General features: G+C 58.7%; 16 protein-coding genes. 12 read left to right on the forward strand and 4 right to left on the reverse strand.

The window, feature by feature from the left end; all coding sequences use genetic code 11:
- Positions 1 to 54 precede the first annotated feature (54 nt).
- A complete protein-coding gene (locus Q8M73_00170) occupies positions 55 to 651 on the forward strand; it encodes a DJ-1/PfpI family protein (GenBank protein MDP2286969.1) in 597 nt (198 codons plus the stop codon).
- Positions 652 to 760: 109 nt separating this feature from the next.
- On the opposite strand, the gene Q8M73_00175 is transcribed toward Q8M73_00170, so the two are convergent.
- Positions 761 to 1,972 (reverse strand): citrate synthase, encoded by a 1,212-nt coding sequence (locus tag Q8M73_00175; protein MDP2286970.1) that lies wholly within the window; start codon positions 1,970 to 1,972, stop codon positions 761 to 763.
- A 56-nt stretch (positions 1,973 to 2,028) separates the two neighbouring features.
- Between Q8M73_00175 and Q8M73_00180 the strand changes: the two genes are divergently transcribed.
- The 5 genes from Q8M73_00180 to Q8M73_00200 all read left to right on the forward strand — a co-directional run bounded on the left by Q8M73_00180 (position 2,029) and on the right by Q8M73_00200 (position 6,719).
- Positions 2,029 to 2,607 carry a maleylpyruvate isomerase family mycothiol-dependent enzyme gene (locus tag Q8M73_00180; GenBank protein ID MDP2286971.1) on the forward strand — a complete coding sequence of 193 codons (579 nt, stop codon included), beginning with the start codon at positions 2,029 to 2,031 and terminating at the stop codon, positions 2,605 to 2,607.
- An 8-nt stretch (positions 2,608 to 2,615) separates the two neighbouring features.
- Positions 2,616 to 3,659 (forward strand): DUF2332 domain-containing protein, encoded by a 1,044-nt coding sequence (locus tag Q8M73_00185; GenBank protein ID MDP2286972.1) that lies wholly within the window; start codon positions 2,616 to 2,618, stop codon positions 3,657 to 3,659.
- A gap of 214 nt (positions 3,660 to 3,873) precedes the next feature.
- The gene (locus Q8M73_00190) at positions 3,874 to 4,692 is read left to right on the forward strand and encodes an inositol monophosphatase family protein (GenBank protein MDP2286973.1); all 819 of its coding nucleotides are present in this window, start codon (positions 3,874 to 3,876) and stop codon (positions 4,690 to 4,692) included.
- A gap of 271 nt (positions 4,693 to 4,963) precedes the next feature.
- Positions 4,964 to 6,004, forward strand: a complete 1,041-nt coding sequence (gene trpS, locus Q8M73_00195; GenBank protein ID MDP2286974.1) for a tryptophan--tRNA ligase — start codon at positions 4,964 to 4,966, stop codon at positions 6,002 to 6,004.
- A 16-nt stretch (positions 6,005 to 6,020) separates the two neighbouring features.
- Positions 6,021 to 6,719 (forward strand): hypothetical protein, encoded by a 699-nt coding sequence (locus Q8M73_00200; protein MDP2286975.1) that lies wholly within the window; start codon positions 6,021 to 6,023, stop codon positions 6,717 to 6,719.
- Positions 6,720 to 6,986: 267 nt separating this feature from the next.
- On the opposite strand, the gene Q8M73_00205 is transcribed toward Q8M73_00200, so the two are convergent.
- On the reverse strand, positions 6,987 to 7,484 hold the full coding sequence (locus Q8M73_00205) for a GNAT family N-acetyltransferase (GenBank protein ID MDP2286976.1): 498 nt from the start codon (positions 7,482 to 7,484) through the stop codon (positions 6,987 to 6,989).
- A 135-nt stretch (positions 7,485 to 7,619) separates the two neighbouring features.
- Here Q8M73_00205 and Q8M73_00210 point away from each other — a divergent pair, with 135 nt between their 5' ends.
- From Q8M73_00210 to Q8M73_00220, 3 genes are all read left to right on the forward strand, one after another.
- On the forward strand, positions 7,620 to 8,060 hold the full coding sequence (locus Q8M73_00210; GenBank protein MDP2286977.1) for a carboxymuconolactone decarboxylase family protein: 441 nt from the start codon (positions 7,620 to 7,622) through the stop codon (positions 8,058 to 8,060).
- 85 nt (positions 8,061 to 8,145) lie between these two features.
- Entirely contained in the window at positions 8,146 to 8,790 is a 645-nt protein-coding gene (locus tag Q8M73_00215) for an isochorismatase family cysteine hydrolase (GenBank protein ID MDP2286978.1), read from the forward strand.
- 14 nt (positions 8,791 to 8,804) lie between these two features.
- Entirely contained in the window at positions 8,805 to 9,677 is an 873-nt protein-coding gene (locus tag Q8M73_00220; protein ID MDP2286979.1) for an alpha/beta hydrolase, read from the forward strand.
- A 57-nt stretch (positions 9,678 to 9,734) separates the two neighbouring features.
- Here the strand turns inward: Q8M73_00220 and Q8M73_00225 are convergent, their stop codons facing one another.
- Together Q8M73_00225 and Q8M73_00230 are read right to left on the reverse strand one after the other, a co-directional pair.
- Positions 9,735 to 12,818, reverse strand: a complete 3,084-nt coding sequence (locus Q8M73_00225; protein MDP2286980.1) for an AAA family ATPase — start codon at positions 12,816 to 12,818, stop codon at positions 9,735 to 9,737.
- A gap of 751 nt (positions 12,819 to 13,569) precedes the next feature.
- A complete protein-coding gene (locus tag Q8M73_00230) occupies positions 13,570 to 14,112 on the reverse strand; it encodes a hypothetical protein (GenBank protein MDP2286981.1) in 543 nt (180 codons plus the stop codon).
- Positions 14,113 to 14,296: 184 nt separating this feature from the next.
- Here Q8M73_00230 and Q8M73_00235 point away from each other — a divergent pair, with 184 nt between their 5' ends.
- The 3 genes from Q8M73_00235 to Q8M73_00245 are packed head-to-tail and all read left to right on the forward strand — an operon-like array spanning position 14,297 to position 19,798.
- Positions 14,297 to 17,062, forward strand: a complete 2,766-nt coding sequence (locus Q8M73_00235) for a type I restriction-modification enzyme R subunit C-terminal domain-containing protein (protein MDP2286982.1) — start codon at positions 14,297 to 14,299, stop codon at positions 17,060 to 17,062.
- Complete coding sequence (locus Q8M73_00240; GenBank protein ID MDP2286983.1) at positions 17,059 to 18,330, forward strand: restriction endonuclease subunit S; 1,272 nt, start codon at positions 17,059 to 17,061, stop codon at positions 18,328 to 18,330. The genes Q8M73_00235 and Q8M73_00240 overlap by 4 nt, the downstream gene beginning before the upstream one ends.
- Positions 18,323 to 19,798, forward strand: coding sequence for a class I SAM-dependent DNA methyltransferase (locus Q8M73_00245; GenBank protein MDP2286984.1), 1,476 nt, complete (start codon positions 18,323 to 18,325; stop codon positions 19,796 to 19,798). The genes Q8M73_00240 and Q8M73_00245 overlap by 8 nt, the downstream gene beginning before the upstream one ends.
- The last annotated feature ends 124 nt before the right edge of the window (positions 19,799 to 19,922 follow it).

Here is a 19,922-nt window from a genome sequence, read left to right on the forward strand (position 1 = left end):
TTACCCGAGTGGGCATCCCAATCCCACCTTGTATCCATGTGAAACCATTTGTTCGTGAACATTGACATCGTGGTATTCGATGGGGTGGACGAGGTCGATGCCATTGGGCCGTTCGAGGTGTTCTCGAATGCATCGTTCGCAGTTAAGGATTTGCAAACACGTCTTGTGACTCTGGGCGAACCAAGCGAGATCGTCGGATCAAGCGGCCTACGTTTTCAACCTCATGGTGTTTGGAGGCCTGGGGAAGCTGAAATCTTGGTGGTACCTGGAGGGGGTTGGGGCACCAAGTCGAGTGTGGGCATCTACGGAGAAGTGCAGCGAGGGCAATGGAATGAACCGCTCCTGGCGGCGCGCAAGACCACGAGTCTCATCGCTGGCGTTTGCACGGGCACATTGCTGCTGGCAGCTGCGGGCCTACTCGCTGGCAGGAGAGCAATAACACACAAGTCCGCTATCGAAGACCTGCGCAACTTCGGAGTAGAAATCGTCGAAGAAAAGGTCGTAGACGATGGCGATCTAGTGACTTGCGGTGGAGTAACCAGCGGATTCGATTTGGCCTATTGGATTGTTGAACGTGAGTTCGGGGAACGCCTGGCAAACGGAATAGCGGGAGCGATGGAATACCAACGGACCAAACCAACGATCCAGTAAGACGAATCCATGCGGGCCTTAGCCGGCTTCAGTGTCGCGCGTTTGACTCCGATTCATCCGGGATCGCGAGCGAGATCACAGACACATACATACGTCAGGCCAGCAGGTATTACGGCTTCGATGCGTTTCCTGTGCTGTAGATGGCGCGTGCCCGATACCGCAGGGGTGGTTCCTGGATTTCTTCGAGGTAGTGCGCGCCCCATCCGGCTACGCGGCCGATGGTGAAGGCGCAGGACATGGATTCTGCGGGCATGTCGGCGGCGAATGCTAGGGCTGCCAGGGCAAAGTCGATGTTGGGCGGAGGCTGCAGGCGGTGTTCGGCGGCGTCGAGGAGGGCAGTGATCAGCGCTCTCTTGCGCGTGCTCGCTATTGGGTAGACGAATTCCAGGAGTGCGTCGGCGCGGGGGTCCCCGTCGACGTAGACGGAATGGCCAAATCCTGGGAGGACTCGAGTCGATGCCAGTACGTCTTGGACTACCTGGTCGACGCCTTCACTTTGTGCCCTGTGCATCATTCTGGTCACGATGGGGCTTGCTCCGCCATGCAGTGGCCCACCCATGGTGCCAAGACCTGAGAGCAATGCGTCGTAAATGTTGGCGCGAGTTGAGGCGGCGATACGTACCGCCAAATTTGATGTGGCCAGTTCGTGATCAGCGATCAACACCAGCGCCGCATCGACCGCGCGTACAAGCGCGGTGGTTCGACGCTTCGTGCGAAAACCGTCAGTGAGGTTCCTGGCAATGCGGGATTGATGGACACCCGAGGATTTCGTATCCATTGGCTCGCGATTGGGCCCAGAGAGAATTGACATTGTTGCTATGAGCGTCCTGAGCCGCCGGGTGAGAAGTTCAGGATGGAGTTCGTTGCGTTGAGGATCTTGCGCGGCGGCCATGACCGTTGTCCAGCGCAGGATATCGAGACTGCCCAACCCGTTGGGGGGCTGTAGAGGAAGTGGGTCCCAGTTTCCGGCCTGGCTTTCCCACAGCAACTCGGCAACCTGTTCGAATGAGGATGTATGCGCGAGGTCTACTGCTGCGGTGCCGCGGTAGAAGGGTCCTTGGGGCCGGAGTTGCGTGATTGCCGTGGTGATTGTCGCGAAGCGCGTTTCTACTTGCTTGCCACCTCGTGCGCGTTTGGCTAGGGCTTCTACTTCCTCTGCTACGAATAATCGTCGCCTGCTGCTGGGCGAGGGATGGGATTGCAGTAGGCCGCGGCTGACGTATGCGTAGAGAGTGGCGAGTTTGACGCCGAGGCGTCGTGCAGCTTCTTCACTCTCCAGCATCGTGCCTGTGACATTGACTTGATCAACATTTACAGCCATGAGCCGATGTTGCCACACTCACGGGGACGAGTGAAGAACTAGTGAAAGGGAAGCCCGTGAATGGCGAACTTGTGGAGACTTACCGACTCGCATCTGCGAACTTCTGTGCGCTCGTAGCTGACGTCCCAGACGATCTTTGGGAAGCCCCCGGCCTGGGCTCGTGGACTGTTCGCGAACTCGTCGGACATACGAATCGGGCGTACACCACGATCGAGGACTACCTGCTCCATCCGCAAGATCCAGAACCCCCAGGCAGTAGCTACTTCTCGGACGGGGCAATCGCGCAGCGGGGGAGGCAAGCGGTGTTGGCGTTGGGCGATGACCCTGCAGTCTCGGTCGCGGCAACAGCTGAACGGGTCCTGGGGCTGATTGAGGCAAGCTCGCCGGAATCCGCGCTGGGCAGCCCGATTGGAACGATGACTCTGGCGGACTACTTACCTTCACGAATCGCCGAGTTGGTCATCCATGGCATGGATCTTGCGCAAGCCATCAGCGTCGAACGTCCAATACCGGAGTCCTGCATGCGGCAAACATTGGCCTTCGTTGCTCAGCGGGCAGCCAAGAAGGACAGCCAGTTAGTACTGCGTGCGCTCATTGGGCGTGGGCAACTGCCCGCCGGCTACTCGGTGTATTAGGAGAGTTCATGGCGACTGTCGAAAACTTGCAAGCAGCGGCAACCCTGCAGTCCCGACTCTGCGCGGAGAACGGTTCTCCTACCTGGGCGGCGGTCATTGACGAACTCAATGCGCGGCTTGAGGATGCTGACCAACCTGCAGTGCGACTACTCCTACGGGATGATCAGGATCCAATCGGATCTGCAGTCCTTTTGCGACTTCTCGGGGCAGTTCACCGAATCTTGCTCAACGGTCAACGCCATGAACTCGCCGAATACCTCCCGACACTTGGCGGCAGCGTTGATCCGCCGCGGGCAGTTGAAGCGTTCCTGCTTTTTGTCGCAGAGCACCAGGAAACGCTGCAGGTACAAATGCAGTTCTCTGTCCAAACTAACGAGGTTGGTCGATCGGCAATTCTGTCGGCCGGACTGCGCTGGCTGGCGAGTCAGGTCGACCTGCCGATGACTTTGCTGGAAGTGGGCGCAAGCGCGGGACTCAACTTGCACTTGGACCAGTACCGCGTCCATATGGGCGATCAAGTCTGGGGATCCGAAGCGTCACTCGTGGACCTCAAGGACAACCTGCAATCAGGCAGACCAGAAGGCAAAGAGTTCAGAATCCTCGACCGCGCGGGCTGCGACCTGGCCCCCATCGACGCATCCAGTACAGAGGGTCAACTTCGGCTGCGCTCGTTCATTTGGCCCGAAGACACCACGCGCATGAACCGCCTAGATGCAGCACTTGCCATGTTCGAACCAGTGACCATCGAAGCCTGCCCCGCACCTGCCTGGGTGCGAACCCAACTAAGCACGAGCCACATAGGGCGGAACACAGTCGTTATGCATTCAATCGTCATGCCCTACCTCACCACTGCGGAGAAGCAGGACTTCGGCGATGCCATCGCCCAGGCCGGCGCATGCTCGACGGAGCATGCGCCTATCGCATGGTTGCGGATGGAGCCAACTGGCACCTATAGCCAGGTGTCCCTCGAGGTGGACATCTGGCCAGGAGGGAGACGAGAGGTACTAGCGACCTGCACACCGCACGGTGCGAACATCAACTGGCACCTTTAGCGAGCTGAGGAACTTGCTGATTGAATCATGAGGGTGGGAATGGCCTAGTCCCCTGCGCCGCGTGGTGGTTGCGCACTCTTTGCCGCATTTGTACGAGGAGACGTTGGCACTTATTTCTGATCAAGGTCTCTGTTTCGAGCCGAAGTGCCGCCGCGCACGCTGCACACGGTGTCGAACTGGCAGTCGGCAGCGCTCGATCCAGCAGACTGACGGGGTGCCGTCTCCTCTTGCCATCGACGTCGATGCTGTGACGTGCCTCTTGCAGGACGCAGCCTCCATGGCTATCACCCCGCGCTTTCGAATGCTGGAACAGGGCGACGTGCGGGACAAGGGCATCGACGATGTAGTAACCGTGGCCGATCTGGAAGCGGAAACCCTGATCACATCTGCGCTTGCCGCGATGACGCCTTCTGTACCGGTTGTCGGTGAAGAGGCCACAGCCCAGCGGCCCGAACTCGCGTTGTTGCCAAACGACGGGACCTACTGGCTGCTGGATCCGTTGGACGGCACTGCCAACTTCGTTGCGGGTAGCGCTGACTTCGGAGTGATGCTCGCGCTTGTGCACGCAGGGGATGTCGTCGCCAGTTGGATCTGGCAACCGATCCACGAAGTGCTTCTGGTAGCCGAACGAGGCGCTGGGGCATTCAAGAATGGCGAGCGCATCTCGATGGCGATCCATGACCGCGAGCGGTCTGCCAGCGAACTCGCGGGCTGGGTATGGACTCGATTCTTGCCAGCTGAAGTCTTGTCCACGGTTGAAGCCAGTGGCCCGAAGTTCGCCTCGCTCGGACCTGGCCCTGCTGCAGCGGCGGTCGCATATGAGCAACTGCTGCTCGGCGAGTCTGACTTCTGTCTGTATTGGAAGACCGAACCGTGGGATCACGCCCCCGGCGCCCTGCTCGTCCGCGAGTATGGAGGTGCAGCTCGTCGTCCTGATGGAACCGACTACCGACCAGGTATTCAGTCAAGTGGCCTACTGCTGACCAGATCATCAACTGACTGGCCGACAGTTCGAGCGCCACTGCTGCGATGAATGACGCTAAAGGAAGGCCCAAGCCAATGAATGAACCGCAACAGATCTTGAGCGGCATGCAAGAAGCCTTGGGTCTAGCAAAGCTCTCGACGGCTCCCATCTCATCCCCCTGTTTGTCTCCCGAGCGAGGTAGCATCTGCTCATGAACTTCAACCGTTCCGCTTGGTGGTGGCTGCGATAGCAGCCAGTTGAAGCATGTTCACGGGCTGCACGGCAGCTCGTGAATCGTCCCGAGAACTCCGTGTAGCTCCCAATTGATAGGGAGTCACGAATGGAATCCTTCACCACAACCGCGCAGCGCTCAGTTGCGGTCGCGGCTGCTGCGACACAACATCCGGAACGCTTTCGAGTACTCACGGGTGAGCGCCCAACTGGGCCGCTGCACCTGGGGCACTACTTCGGCAGCATCCGAGAACGGCTGCGACTACAGCAGCTCGGAGTCGAAACCTTCCTCGTGCTTGCTGACTACCAAGTCATCACGGACCGAGACACAACTGCTGACGTCCGGGAAAATGTTTACGGTGCGGTGCTCGACTATCTCGCAGCTGGCATGGAACTGGATCAGACGACGATCTTCACACACTCATCGGTGCCGGCGTTGAACCAATTGATGCTGCCGTTCCTCAGTCTGGTCACTGAAGCGGAGTTACATCGCAATCCCACGGTGAAAGTAGAACTTGCCGCGTCCGGGCGTGCGCTAAGTGGCCTGCTACTGACTTATCCAGTGCACCAGGCAGCCGACATCTTGTTCTGCAAGGGCAACCTGGTTCCAGTGGGCAAAGACAATCTTCCCCACGTGGAGATGACGCGGGTGATCGCCCGACGATTCAACGCACGATACGGCCAGGTCTTTCCGGTCCCGGATGCTCTGATCACCTCATCGCCGGAGGTGCCAGGGCTTGATGGACGCAAGATGTCAAAGAGCTACGGCAACACGATTGCCCTTTCCATGACGGCAGATGAAACGGTTGCGGTAATTCGTCAGACTCGAACGGATCAAGAACGGCGAATCACGTTCGATCCCGAACGAAGGCCCGGAGTTTCGGCGCTGTTGTCAACCGCGGGATTATGTCTGGGACTTGAGCCGACGCAGGTCGCTGACGACGTCGGAGATGGAGGAAGTAGCGAACTGAAGAATGTGGCCGCGATGGCCGTCAACGAATTTCTGGCTCCATTGCGTGCACGGCGACGGCAGTTGGCAGCGCACGAAGGACTCGTGCGTGAAGTCCTCCAGCGAGGGAACGAAGTCGCGAACCGCGTGGCAGAAAGCACCCTGACAGAAGTCCGTGAAGCTATGCGAACCGTCTACTAGGACGAAGGGACCCCAAATGAATACATCTCGCGATGATTCGAACAAGAGCGACGACATTCTGGTGAGTTCAAGATCGTTCGCAGAATACGTCGCATTCTTCGACCTAGACGCGCAGGCACTCCCTGACCGCATTCTGGACTGCTCTTCCGGTGCTTCGAGTTTCGTGGCCGAAGCGCATGCACGTGGTGTCGATGCCGTTGCCGTGGATCCGGTCTATGCCCTCTCGCCAGAATCACTTGACGCTCGTGCCAACGCAGGAGTACCCAGCGGTAACTCGATGATCGATGCCAACTCCGATCGGTTCGTTTTCGACTGGTATCAAACCCCGCAACGACGTGCCGAGATGCGCCGAGCGGCCCTAGTCACGTTTCGGGAGCACCACCACAACTATCCCGAACAGTACGTTGCCGCATCCCTTCCTGAACTGCCCTTCGCACATAGAGCGTTCGATCTTGCGTTGTGCTCGCACCTGTTGTTCACGTGGGCCACGCAGTTGGACGAGCAGTGGCACTTCGCCGCTCTCGTCGAACTGTGTCGGATAGCCGAAGAAGTCCGCGTCTTCCCGCTTGTGCTCCAAGGAATCGGAGAATCAGTGGAGTTCCTACCGAGCCTGCGAACCCGACTGCACAACGAGCGCGACATCACAAGCGATGTCGTTTCCGTCCCCTACGAATTCCAAGTGGGCGCCCGTTACATGCTGAAGTTGCGTGGGTAACGCCCCAGTTTCCCCGGAGCGTCGATTGCGGCCGCCCGATGGCGCTGCACCGAGCAGGTGACCGCTATATCGCACGCGCATCCGATCATCAGAAAGCATCCACGGTCGCTAGCACGACAAGGGTTTCCTGGCCAGGCTGACCAGCTCAAAAGGATAGGTTTAAGACCCGACAATTGCCCTCAGCCACTGCGGTAGGCCGCTGCCGAGGTTCACCACGATGACGTCTTTGGTGGATCACCAACGTAATGCTTCATTCGCTTTGGCATGTCAGTCTGCATTTGGAGTGAGGTCTTCCAAGGAGCGCCAATAGATCATTGCGTCCTCATCCTGCTTCGCATGTGGGATGCGCCCGATGACTTCAAAGCCGAGGCTCTCGTAGAGGGTTCGCGATGGGTTGTGCTCAAGTACCAAGTTGAACATCATGGCCGTGTATCCAAGTCGGGCGGCCTGCTGAAGTGAGTCTTGGACCATCAGCCGTGCGATTCCCTGCCTTCTGGCTGTGCTGCTGACGGTGTAACCGCCTTGGGCGATGTGGGCGGCGAATGCTGGGAAGTTCGAACGGACGAAGTAGGAACCCACGATCTTTTCGTCTTGCCATGCGACGAAAACAGCGCGGTTGCGGATCCATCCTTCCAAGAACACATCCATGGTTGCCCCGTTTGCGGGCATCGCACCGCCATCATCGACAACGGCGGCGTACATGTCGAATAAGGCGTCCAGGTCCTCGTTCTGAAGTGGACGCAATTCAACGGGCGATGTGGACATGGATCGGATCTTGCCGCACCCGCACGAATCTGGGAGATCGAATAGGCCACCAACGTCACACCCGAGCCCTTGGACTGTGCCTCAATATTGGCGTGTCGACCGTGGAAATCGGCCGGCTCCTGATTCGCTCTTCGAATGGCCGAATTCTCCCCAACGACTTCCGAACCGTACGAAGCGCTGCTCCACTTGGCAAAAGCCGCAGATATCAACGCCGCTTCAGCCCTTAGTCCTCTTACGGTTGAGTTGATCAAACTGCGGGTTTCACAGATAAACGGCTGTGCGTATTGCCTCCGCCTACATACACGAGATGCCCTCGCGCTCGGAGAGAGCGCTGACCGTATTGCCGTCCTCTCCGCGTGGCGAGAGACCTCCTATTTCACCGATTTCGAGCAGGCTGCCTTACGAGTCGCCGAGGGCGTGGCGAGAGTCGGCCACCCGAGCATGGCGCATAGTGCCGCAGAAGATACTTCGCCCCTTTCACGCGAGGAAGTCCGTGCGGCGAAGTGGGTTGCGATTGCCATCGACGCACTGAATCGACTCTCCGTCACGAGCGGTTCGGTGATCTCGCCCGACTAGCCTCCGTGAAGAATGCTTAGTCAAGGGCTCTGTCGGTTATCGACCAGAGAACCAGGCCACCTGCTCAAGTGGGAGATCATTGACCATGACCGAGGATTACCTCACACCGGAACTTCCAAGGTCTGTGTTGCTGACTATCGATTTGCAGCGTGACTTTCTGGATGGTGCGCCATTTGAAATCGCTGGAACTACGGCCGTACTTCCCAATGTCATTCGCGTGCTTGAGGCCTACCGCGGCGCAGGGCTACCAATCGTGCACGTCGTTCGCCTCTACGTACCTGGCGGCGAAGATGTTGATCTTCCGCGACGCAGCGCTGTTGAAGGCGGTTTGAACATCGTTGCGCCTCATACAACTGGCAGCCAGCTTGCCGACGGCCTATTGCGAGCTCACGTGGATCTTGATTCGCCTGCGTTACTGCGCGGAGCGTTGCAGTCAGTTGGACCTTCGGAGTGGATCTTGTACAAGCCTCGCTGGGGAGCTTTCTATCGAACTGCGCTTAATGAGTTTCTCAGCAAGCGCAATATCTCTACTGTCGTAGTTGCCGGATGCAACCTGCCGAATTGCCCGCGGGCGACACTGTTCGAAGCCAGCGAACGCGACTACCGGACCGTGGTCGTGGAAGACGCAGTATCCCAAGTGTCAGATGAGCGATTGGCTGACCTCATCTCAATTGGTGTCGCACAGTTGCGGACAGCCGATCTCGTTACCAGCGTGTTCAGATTGGCGTGACGCCGGTGAAAGAGGTGACCATCCGACGGTCTGACGTCAGCATTGCTGCCTTGGATTTCGGTGGAGTTGGACCAGCTGTCATCTTGCTGCATGGCCTTGCTGGCAGCTCCCAAGAAATGCAACCAACCGCCGCAGCCTTGTCCAATGAATTTCGCGTCATCTTGATCGACCAACGAGGCCATGGCCGCAGCACACGCCGACCTGCAGATCTCGCGCGCAAAGCCTTCGTCGGCGATGTCGCCAGCGTCATCACCCACTTACTTCCCGGCCAGCAAGTAGTACTCGTCGGGCAATCTATGGGTGCACACACCGCATTCCTCACGGCAGCCGCTCACCCCGATCTAGTCGATGCGCTCGTGATGCTCGAAGGTCATCCCGAGGGTAAGAGCCAGCCACGAACGGCTCAAGAAATCGGCGAGTACTTCGCGTCTTGGCCATCACCGTTTGCAGACACCGACGCTGCCCGCTCATTTCTCGGTGACACGCCATTGGCTGCCGCATTGATTGAAGATCTCGAGTCCACGCCGTTGGGACTTCGCCCCAGATTTGATCCCGACATCATGCAAACCACCATTGCCGCGGTGCACCCTCCGCGGTGGCAAGAATGGGAATCGCTGCCCACGCCTACCTTGGCCGTGTTCGCCGAGAATGGTCTGTTCTCTGACGAAGACAAGGCCGAACTCATCAGGCGACGCCCAGGAACCTTGCGGGCTGACATTCCTGGCGCAGGTCACGATGCTCACTTGGATGCATTCGACTTATGGATTGAAATTCTGCTCAAGTACCTTCGGGAAACGACGACAGGTGATTTCCGGCGGCAGATGGGTCCGGTTGCCCGTACGCAGTCCTTCAGCCCGGAGACGATCGCACCGACGAAACTGACGTAGGTTTGAGGAACTCAATTGAATATTTCAACCTCCTCCCGAAATCCGCCTTGCGGCCGGTCATAGAGACATCCCCATCCCCGTCCCGGATACCGACTGAAAAGGCCTCGTCCATGTCGGAGTTAGGGCTTGAGTAGGTGAGTCAATCGACTCGACTTTGCCAGTGAGGTGTGCCCGGACTCGGTCGAGGACTTCGTCATCGAGCTGGCCGGCACTCCAGTTGAGGGCCTTGGACATCTCAGATGTATCGAGCCAGTCGCGGGCATCGGCGACCAGGATCGTGCCGTCACGTCCGCGCGTAGCTGTGACGTAGAGGCTGGAACGGTCTTTGTTGCGGTCAAGTGATCCGATGTGGACGGCGCTGGTCTGCCCTTGGACCTTGTGGGTCGTTCCGGCGTAGCCGTAGTCGAAGTGGGCGAGCAGCATCCGCGGGGCCATGGACCGCTCGCGGCCATCATCGAAGCGCACACGCACCCGGTCCCGTCCGGCATCGATGACTCTGGCGCGTTCACCTCGAACAAGCCGCTCTCCGTCTTTACCGGGTGTCGGTTTGGTGACCCGCAGGACTGTGCCGACACCGAGTTGCGTATCGCCGGACGCAGCCCGGTAAGTACGCGCCTTGGCGGCATCGATTTGGCCGGAGGCGATGAGCCGGTCGTGGATGCGCACATTGAGGTCATCGACCTCGGCGTTCGTGACCGCGTCGCATGTGACCGAATCTGCACCATGTACGGCGACCTGCTCGACCACGAGGCCAGCGAGCAGGTCGAGTTTGTGCTCGCGGTGTCGGGCAACGACAACCGAGCCGTTGGCGCTGAGCCGTTCCCAGGCGGCCTCGATGTCGCCAGCGTGCAGAGCGGCGGCGATCGCCTGACCATCGGCCGTGCGTTGGCGCTGGTTCGTTGTCAACCTGACGACCTGGTCAGGAAAGTGCTTGCACAGCACGCTGAACGCGTCCCCTGCTGCGACGGCACCGAGTTGCCTGGGATCGCCCTGCAGCACGAGGCGCTTGTTGTGCTCCATGCACCAGCGCGCGATGCTGGCAACCGAAACGACGTCGGCCATGGACGCCTCGTCGATCACGATCAGGGATGCGCGTGGTGGCGAGCCTGCATCGATAGCGCGCCGCAGTGCGGCCAGATTCGCCCAACTACCCCCGGATTCGTGCCCGGCAGTCGACGCAGCCAGTGTCGCCGTCGATGCGACGAGCAGTCGTGAGCGCCTCGACTCGAGCGCGGCCCTCGCGGCACGGAGCACAGTGGTCTTGCCCGAGCCGGCGACGCCCGCGATGAGTGTGATGGGGGCAGTGCCATCAACGATTGCGGAAACTGCCTGAGCCTGTTCCTCACTGAGCAGCCACCCATTCGAGGACGACGCGGACCGCAATCCGATCTTCGTGGGCTGCGAGAACTCTTCGGGCGCCGGCAGCAGGCAGTGACCTGCGAAGGTGGCAAGCAGCCACTGCTCCTCGGCCAGGGCCCGGCTGGAGATCCACCGTTGCCCACCGGTTTTCATGCCCAGGTCTCGGGACTCGTGCCCACGGACGAATCCCCGCTCCAGAACCATGCGCGTGATCCGCAACCGCTCGTCAGATGGCAATCCGGCTCCTGCGAGATCGACCAACGCTCGGATCTTGGCCAAAGACGCAGTCGAATCGTGCTCGCATGCGACCTCGAGAACTTCGGTCACCCAGGTGGAGTCCTCCCACATCCCAGGCGGCGGGAACTCGCTGCCATTAGTGGCACGCTCAGAATCGAGGTCCAGGTTCAGGCCGGCCGCACGCTCCTCGACGATGGCGCGCAACTGCGTCCACGACAACTGCTCGTCGCTCTTCGCTGCGGTTGTTCGCGACTTGGCCGCGCGATCACGCCGCGACCTCGTGCGTGCGGTGATCGCCTGCTCATCCTCAGATTCACCTAGTTCGGCCAGCACGCCTTGGTGCCCGCGACTGAAGGCCGTGATCGTGTCTTCGCTGAATCCTCCGACCTGCCACTGCCACGAGATTGGGTCGAACCACGCCTCGTCGATAAGTCCGCGCTTGCGCGCCTCGTCGATGACAAACGCCTGGCCCCAGGACGCGAACCGAGGGGCATTGATGATGAGCTCTCTGCCGCCATCGGCCATGGTGCGCACGAGCCCGTCAGCGCCAACGAGTTGGTTGGGCAGCGTGCAGTGCACATGCAGGTGGGGGTCACCGGCCCGCGAGGAGATCTCAGTCGCGATGAATCCGGCCCAGCCATCCGCGGGCATGATCTGCACGTTCTCACCATCGCCGCGATGTCCCGACGAGCAGAAGCCAGCTTCCGCCATCAGCGCCTCCAACGCGCGAGTCGCTCCGGCTTCCATGACGTCGAACCAGGCAGCTGCATCGCCAGGGTCGCCAGTAAGGGCGAACAGCGATATCGACTTGGGAAGTGTCAGCGTGAGTTCATAGCCTGCGTTGCCGACGGCCTCGCGGCGAAAGGATTCGCTCGCCAGCCTCGCCCAGATCATCCGCCCGTGTTCAAGGTGCGTCGGACCAACTCTCGGACGTGGATCGGTGTAGATCCACTTGGGAGGGTTGCCGCGACGCCCTCGGGCGTCAACCGGGGAATGCTGTAATTTCCACAAGTGCCAGCTCAGCATTATGTGCAAGCTGTCGGGCTCCACACCGATGCCGTGTCGCTCCAGTGCACGCAGCACGCCGGCCGCAGTCAGGAATGACACCGATCGATCCCTTGCGTCGGCCCGCTCAAGCGCCCGCCACCAGTTGCTTGCGTCTCGTGAGACGAACACCTGCTCTGGCCTGACTCCGGCCTTGCCCATCGCAGAGTCTGCGAGCAACCGGATGGGAGATGCCGGCACGCGCGCCAAACGCGATCGCTGAGTCTTGACTCCGTAGGTCAGACGGCTTCCAGTGAACGACTCCTCGATGATCGCGAGGTCTGTCTCAGACTCAACGAATTCACCTGGCCGGAACCCGAGCAAATCTGCTGTTGCACCAGAACCCACAAACCGCACTCGCCGAATACCTACCTGGCCAGTGCCCGTTCGATAGGCGGCTTGCCTCCCCGAGACTCCTGTCGATCCAGTGACCCGGTACCAGACCTGGCCCATGCCGGCGGCGGTGTGGGCGATGGTCGTCACCTTCGCGTGCGCGGTCATCGTGTCCACCGAGAATCCGGATTCCAAGCCGGATAGATGATTTCAGTTGTTGAGTGGTTCGTGCCTTGTCTGTTGGGCGTGGATTGGAATGGGATGACTTGAGTTGCATTCTTGGATTTTTGACTTGTGAAATGTGATGGTTGCCTTGGATTGAATTCTGGTTCTTGGACGATTGGCACTTGCTTCAAATTTGGCGTCATTCTTATACAACCGTGCGGGGTGTCCGGTACCTCGCAAGTTCACGGGCGAGAGGAACTTCTTTTTTGCGATCGCTCAAGATTCTGTGGTTCGAATGTTGATGCGATTTCCACTGAGTCGACGAGAGATTCGGCCAGTTCGAGCTCTAGATTGCGTGTTGAATCCGATCTAGAAGCGCTACGGCGAGCGTCCACGCACCAAGACGTCAGCCGCGATGGGTACCGTTTGTACAGCGAATTGGGCAGAGAATGAGCGTGTGGCCAGCCCCAATCTGGAACGAAATCCGAGCCTCCGCACGTGCCTTCGCCGCACGATGTGCATAACGAAATAGACTGGATGCATGAGCGAGCAACCGCCGCCGGATTCAACGCCTCCAGATCCACCTCCGGCTTTCGCGCCCCCCGAACCCCAAAAGCGCAGCCAAGAGACTGAATCCGCGACCGAGGTGACTCGATGATGGCCGATAGCGACGAGACACCGCCCCCGCCCCCACCTCCACCGCCTCCGGCTCCTACAGCGCCTCCGGAGAAGATCCAGAAGAACGGCTAGCTGGTTAGGTATAGACGAGCGATATCGCTGTCGCCGTGGATACTCCCGTCATGACTACTAGGGCCCAGCCTGAATAGCGCAACATTGTTGCCTTGGTTTTAACTGCTGGGCAATTGTTTTCGTAAGCCACTTCTAGCGAGCGCGCCAACTGCCAAGCAACAGACTCGTTTTCTCGGTTCGAACTCCACGCTGCTCCCCAGGCATCAGCAGCCGTTGGGTACGAGTCCACGCTTTGGACACGCTGGACAATCCAAGCTAGCGAGACAACAGCAACAGCCCCGAGCGCTGCTAGGCCGAGCCCGATCCAAGACACAACAGTCGGGTGGTGGGTCATCGGCGGCTTCAACGCCAATAAGGCAAGTAGAAATGCAGCCTCGGCGACTGCCGTTAAGAGGTGGTTGTTCGCCTTGGCATCGTAGGCATCCCAAGTCGCCATCTGTTGGTCGAATCGAGCCTGCGCAAGCATTAGATAGGCGTCCCCACCCTCCGCTGGAAATGCGGACACAATCGGCTTCCGTTCCTCGTCAATCTCGCCGTCATCTGCCACGACGCAATCTTGCCCCACCGCGCGTGAGTGGCGGCGGTTCTGAAGCCACGGCCCATGTAGTGGCGCCTCGCGTGATGGCTGTTGTCAATCGGATTTCCCCGTGTGGGCACCAACTGCTGGATTCCTTCAGAGACAAACGAGCACTGACTAGTAGCCTCTCATCCGGTCGGGATAAGGGGGGTGTATGACACCTGGAGGTCTTACGCCGGAAGCACGCGCCCGCATCTCGATTGATCGACAGCTCGAAGAGTCCGGCTGGTTCGTCTGCAACCAGGACGCCGTAGACCTTGTGAACCACGAGGGCGTAGCCGTCAGGGAAGTCACGCTGGGAGACGCTGGTCGCGCGGACTATCTCCTGTACGTCCAACGCCGCGTTGTTGGCGTCGTCGAGGCCAAACCCGAGGGAACGACGCTTACAGGCGTGCAATGGCAAACCGTGAGATACGCCCAAGGGCTCCCGCCTCAGATGCGGCTCGGCTCGATCCTGGTCGAGGGTCAGCTTCCGTTCCTGTTTGAGGCCAGCGGTTCAGAAACTGTCTTCACGAACCTCTTTGACCCGGACCCAGCATCGCGACTGGTTTTCGCGTTCCCTCGACCCGAGACACTGGCTCGGTTCATTCGTGATGCGGAAACAGACCCTGAGGCCGCCACCTGGCGCGGCAAGGTACGCCGGATGCCAGCGCTCGACGACTATGACTTGCGTCCAGCATCTGAGCGGTCCGTGAGGGCGGTTGAAGCTTCCATGGCGAGCGGAAAACAACGATCGCTGGTACAGATGGCTACGGGCGCTGGCAAGACCCGCATGGCTGTGGCCGAGTGCTACCGACTCTTGAAATTCGGTGGAGTGAACCGCGTGCTGTTCCTGGTTGACCGCAACAACCTCGCCGATCAAACGCTTCGCGAGTTCAGGGACTGGACCACGCCAGATGACGGCCGAAAATTTACGGAGTTGTACAACGTCGACAAGCTCACCTCAGCAGGCACTCTTGGGTCGAGCAAGGTCGTCATCTCCACTATCCAGCGCGTCTGGTCAGTACTGAAAGGTCAGGAATTACAGGACACTGACGACCCAAACATCGATGAATTCACGCCCGATTCTCCTGTAGAAATTCAGTACAACCCTTTGCTGCCACCTGAGGCGTTTGATCTGGTGATTGTTGATGAATGCCACCGATCTATCTATGGATTGTGGAGGGGGGTGATCGAGTACTTCGATGCTCATGTCATCGGTCTGACGGCTACTCCGATGAAGCAAACGTTCGCCTTCTTTAATCAGAATCTTGTCGCCGAGTACACCTACACCGAATCCGTGGCAGATGGTGTGAATGTTGATTTCGACATCTACAGAATCAAGACTGAAATCACGGAGGCCGGCTCAACGATTGAGGCGGGCATCGTGGTCCCGGTCATGGATAGGCGCACCCGCCGTCAACGATATGAGGCCCTAGACGAAGACGTGCTCTACGGCTCCAGCGAACTCGATCGCAAAGTCATGAGCAAAGACCAGATCCGCACTGTGCTTACCGCATTCAAGGATCGACTGTTCACCGAAGTATTTCCCGGCAGATCAGTGGTACCCAAGACTCTCGTGTTTGCCAAGGACGATAACCACGCCGAAGAGATCGTCACGCAGATCAAGGAAATCTTCGGCAAGGGCAACGACTTCGCAGCAAAGATCACGTATAACGCCAAAGACCCCAAAGCCCTACTTCAGCAGTTCCGAAACTCCTCAACCCTGCGATTCGCTGTCACCGTGGACATGATCGCCACCGGCACTGACGTGAAGCCCATCGAGTGTGTGTTCTTCATGCGCGATGTCCGTTCGGCGTCCTACTTCGAGCAGATGAAGGGCCGCGGAGCTCGCACTATTGACAGCGCCACTTTTCAAACGATGACCCCCGACGCGCTGACCAAGGACAGGTTCGTCATCGTCGACGCAGTAGGCGTCACTGAGCACGCCTTCGTCGACCCACCACTACAGCGCGACCGCACCGTCAGCCTGAAGACACTCCTTGACAAAGCGGCGACTTTCACTATCAACGCGGAGGAAACATCGACGCTGGCTTCGCGCCTTGCACGACTGGAGCGCCAGCTCACCCCTGCCGAGCGTGCCGAGATCAACCAGGTCGCAGGCCAACCGTTCACCGCAGTGATCGCATCTCTGACCAAGGTCACCGACCCTGACGTGATTGCCGAAGCTATAGCCGTCACGCCAATGAAGGACGGAAAGCCCGACGAGGCGGCGGCGGTGAGCTCGCTCGTGCAGAAAGCCATTGAACCCATCGCTGGTAACGCGCCGTTACGGCAGCGACTCCTTGAACTCAGAACGGCGCACGACCTCCTCATCGACGAAGCCTCCAAGGACACACTCATCGAAGCCTCCGGTCGTATCGACCGGGACCGAGCAAGAGAAACAGTCACCTCGTGGCGGGCCTTCCTCGACGAACACCGCGACGAAATCTCCGCGATCGAGACCGTCTACTCCCAACCCAAGGCGCCCAAGGTCGCATACAACGAACTTCGCGACCTCGCGGATCGCATTCAACGCCCGCCCTACCGATGGACAGTGGACAGCCTCTGGCATGCATACGAAGCCATTGACGAAGGAAGAGTTCAGCACTCCGCCCGCCATACCACCACCGACCTCATCGGACTCATCCGCTTTGCCCTCGGCTATGACAACGAACTCGTGCCCTACGCCAGCACTATCGAGCATCGGTGGAGTAACTGGCTCGCCCAACAAGCACTAGCAGGCACCGACTTCACTGATACGGAAATGTGGTGGTTAGAGAAAATAAGAGACGTGGTTGTCCAATCCGGCGACTTCCACACAACCGACCTCGACCTGCCACCGTTCACCGAACGCGGTGGAACTGACGGAGCCGTACGTGACCTCGGTGCAACAGTCGCGATCATCCTCGGCAACCTTGCCCAAGGGCTGACTGCGTGAGCCAAATACCACTTGGCTGGGCAAGGACGCCGCTGGCAGAACTCTTGGACAAGTCCATCGGTGGCGTCTGGGGCGAACCAGACGGAACAGCCGACGTTAGGGTGAGCGTCATTCGGGTAACTGAACTGAAGCCGAATGGTGGGCTGGATACTTCAACAGCCGCAGTCCGTTCGATAACTGTTAAGCAGTTCGAGTCTCGTCAGTTGCGTGAAGGCGATCTCCTCTTGGAGAAATCGGGTGGAGGTCCGACAAGCCCAGTGGGTCGGGTTGCACTGATCGACAAGCCACTTGACTCGACAATCTGCTCGAACTTCATGCAGTTGATGCGTCCGAGACATGACGTGGTTTTACCCCGTTACTTGCATCTGTATCTGACGTATTTCCAGCTGACTGGTGGAACTGTTCCGCTACAGACCGCGACAACAAATATTCGCAACATCAGGATGACGGACTACATGGCGAGCGAGATCCCTGTCCCACCGTACGACGAGCAGCGACGCATCGTCGCCGTTCTTGAAGAGCACATCAGTCGAATAGGTGCCGCCGAGAAATCACTACATGCGGTGGAAGTCATGGAACGGTCCCTAGCGCGTGCCTCCCAGCGTGACGCGTGTCAGTGCGTTCCAACCATTCAGGCGCCCCTACGAACGGTTGTCTCGCGTATCGAGGCCGGAAAATCTTTCACTTGCATTCCAAGACCATCACTTGATGATGAGTGGGGAATTGTCAGGGTGAGCGCTTTGACTTGGGGTGCCTTTCGCCCAAGGGAAAACAAGACCGTCCCTTCTGGAAGAGAAGTTGATACTCGTCATCAAATTCATAAGGGCGACATTCTCGTCAGTCGAGCGAATACGGTCGAATACGTTGGCGCGCCCGTATTCGTCACTGAGGAGCCGCCAAGATTGCTGCTAAGTGACAAGAGTCTGAGGATCGTGCCATCACAAGGAGTCGACCCACGGTGGTTAATCACGGTACTTCGCTCCCCTTCGACACGAGCACAAATCTCTCAGCTAGCGACTGGAACCAAAGACTCGATGCGAAATATTTCCCAGGCGAACCTCCTATCGATCATGATTCCTGTGCCGATCAATAGTTCCGATCAGGACGAGGTTGTCCGGGTCGCCGATGCGATGGCGCAAGGAAGCGAGCACCTCTCGGCCTCGGTCGAAGTTGCAATCAGTCGGGCGCGTGCGCTGAGGAATTCACTGTTGAGTGCCGCGTTCACGGGCAACCTGCCAACCAACCACTTGGAGCAAATGAATGCTTGAGTCGCGCCGTCTTGTCGACAAGTTGTGGTCGTATTGCAATGTCCTTCGGGACGATGGTGTATCGACCATTGATTACACCGAGCAACTCACCTATCTGCTGTTCCTGAAGATGGCGCATGAGCGCGAAACTCGTCCGTTGAATCCTGAGCGGATCGTTCCAGCTGATTGCTCCTGGCAGCGGCTCCTGGATGCTGATGGCGAAGAGCTTGAGAAGACCTACCGTCACATCCTGGAAACCCTCGGCCGGGCGAGGGGAACCCTCGGCGTCATCTTCCGCAAGGCACAGAACAAGATCCAAGACCCAGCGAAACTGAAACGCCTGATTGTGGATTTAATCGACAAGGAAAACTGGTCAGCGTCAGGAGTAGATCTCAAGGGTGAGGCATACGAAGAGTTGCTCCAGAAGGGCGCAGAAGACATCAAGTCGGGTGCCGGCCAGTACTTCACTCCGCGCGCGCTGATCCATGCAATCGTTGATGTCGTCCGTCCGTCCGTTGATGACACGGTGTGTGATCCAGCTTGCGGGACGGGTGGGTTTCTTCTCGTTGCATATGAGTACGCGACGCAGGATGTCGAGAATCTTGGTCCGGACCGACGCACGCACCTGCGAGACACCTTCGTCCACGGTGTGGAGTTGGTTGACGGAACAGCTCGGCTGGCATCGATGAACATGCTCCTTCATGGGATCGGAACTGCCGACGGGGAAAGCCTTATTGAAGTGAAAGACTCCCTCACTGCTGATCCAGGCACTCGATATTCGGTTGTCCTTGCGAATCCGCCCTTCGGAACGAAATCCAGCGTGACGATGATTGGTGCCGATGGGCGCGAGTCGAAGAACAATCTTGAGATCGTCCGAGACGATTTCTGGGTCACAACCAGCAACAAGCAACTGAACTTCCTGCAACACATCAAAACGATTCTGGACATCAACGGTCGAGCCGCAGTGGTCCTGCCAGACAACGTGCTATTCGAGGGTGGGGCCGGGGAGACTCTTCGCCGCCGACTCCTACGCGAGTTCAACGTCCACACTCTCCTTCGGCTGCCGACCGGGATCTTCTATGCCGGCGGCGTAAAGGCAAATGTGCTGTTCTTCGACAAGAGGCCTGCTGCTGAAGATCCGTGGACGCAGACGTTATGGGTTTACGACTTCCGCACCAACGAGCACTTCACCATGAAGCAGAACCCGCTGCGCCGGGAGCATCTTCAGGACTTTGTTGATTCTTACAAGCCAGGCAAGCAACACAAACGCGCGGAGTCCGAGAGATTCAAGTCCCTCACATACGACGAACTGATGGCGCGGGATAAGGCGAACCTCGACATCATTTGGCTGAAGGACGACTCACTTGAGGACGCTGAAAACCTCCCAGCTCCCGAGATCATTGCTCAGGAGATCGTGGAGGAGCTACAGGCCGCACTGAACGAGTTCGCTGCAATTGCGGAGGCGCTTTCCGGAACTACCAACGAGTAGTTGACGCGCGACTGAGTACAGATCAAATACTTCAGCACGCGGTCTCTTCAATTACTCGGATACCGGCCCGAATCTCTTGCTTGGCGGGCAGCTAGCCGGATGGCGGCATTGTTCCACTCGCAGC

Source organism: Actinomycetota bacterium, assembly GCA_030684515.1.
In the GTDB taxonomy this organism is placed as follows: Bacteria; Actinomycetota; Actinomycetes; order S36-B12; family S36-B12; genus UBA11398.

What these genes read in the sequence shown, in the direction of transcription:
- Q8M73_00175 (MDP2286970.1), bottom strand. Translation starts at nt 1,972, where the DNA reads ATGGCTGTAAATGTTGATCAAGTCAATGTCACAGGCACGATGCTGGAG.
- Q8M73_00185 (MDP2286972.1), top strand. Translation starts at nt 2,616, where the DNA reads ATGGCGACTGTCGAAAACTTGCAAGCAGCGGCAACCCTGCAGTCCCGA.
- trpS (MDP2286974.1), top strand. Translation starts at nt 4,964, where the DNA reads ATGGAATCCTTCACCACAACCGCGCAGCGCTCAGTTGCGGTCGCGGCT.
- Q8M73_00200 (MDP2286975.1), top strand. Translation starts at nt 6,021, where the DNA reads ATGAATACATCTCGCGATGATTCGAACAAGAGCGACGACATTCTGGTG.
- Q8M73_00205 (MDP2286976.1), bottom strand. Translation starts at nt 7,484, where the DNA reads ATGTCCACATCGCCCGTTGAATTGCGTCCACTTCAGAACGAGGACCTG.
- Q8M73_00210 (MDP2286977.1), top strand. Translation starts at nt 7,620, where the DNA reads ATGGCCGAATTCTCCCCAACGACTTCCGAACCGTACGAAGCGCTGCTC.
- Q8M73_00215 (MDP2286978.1), top strand. Translation starts at nt 8,146, where the DNA reads ATGACCGAGGATTACCTCACACCGGAACTTCCAAGGTCTGTGTTGCTG.
- Q8M73_00225 (MDP2286980.1), bottom strand. Translation starts at nt 12,818, where the DNA reads ATGACCGCGCACGCGAAGGTGACGACCATCGCCCACACCGCCGCCGGC.
- Q8M73_00235 (MDP2286982.1), top strand. Translation starts at nt 14,297, where the DNA reads ATGACACCTGGAGGTCTTACGCCGGAAGCACGCGCCCGCATCTCGATT.
- Q8M73_00245 (MDP2286984.1), top strand. Translation starts at nt 18,323, where the DNA reads ATGCTTGAGTCGCGCCGTCTTGTCGACAAGTTGTGGTCGTATTGCAAT.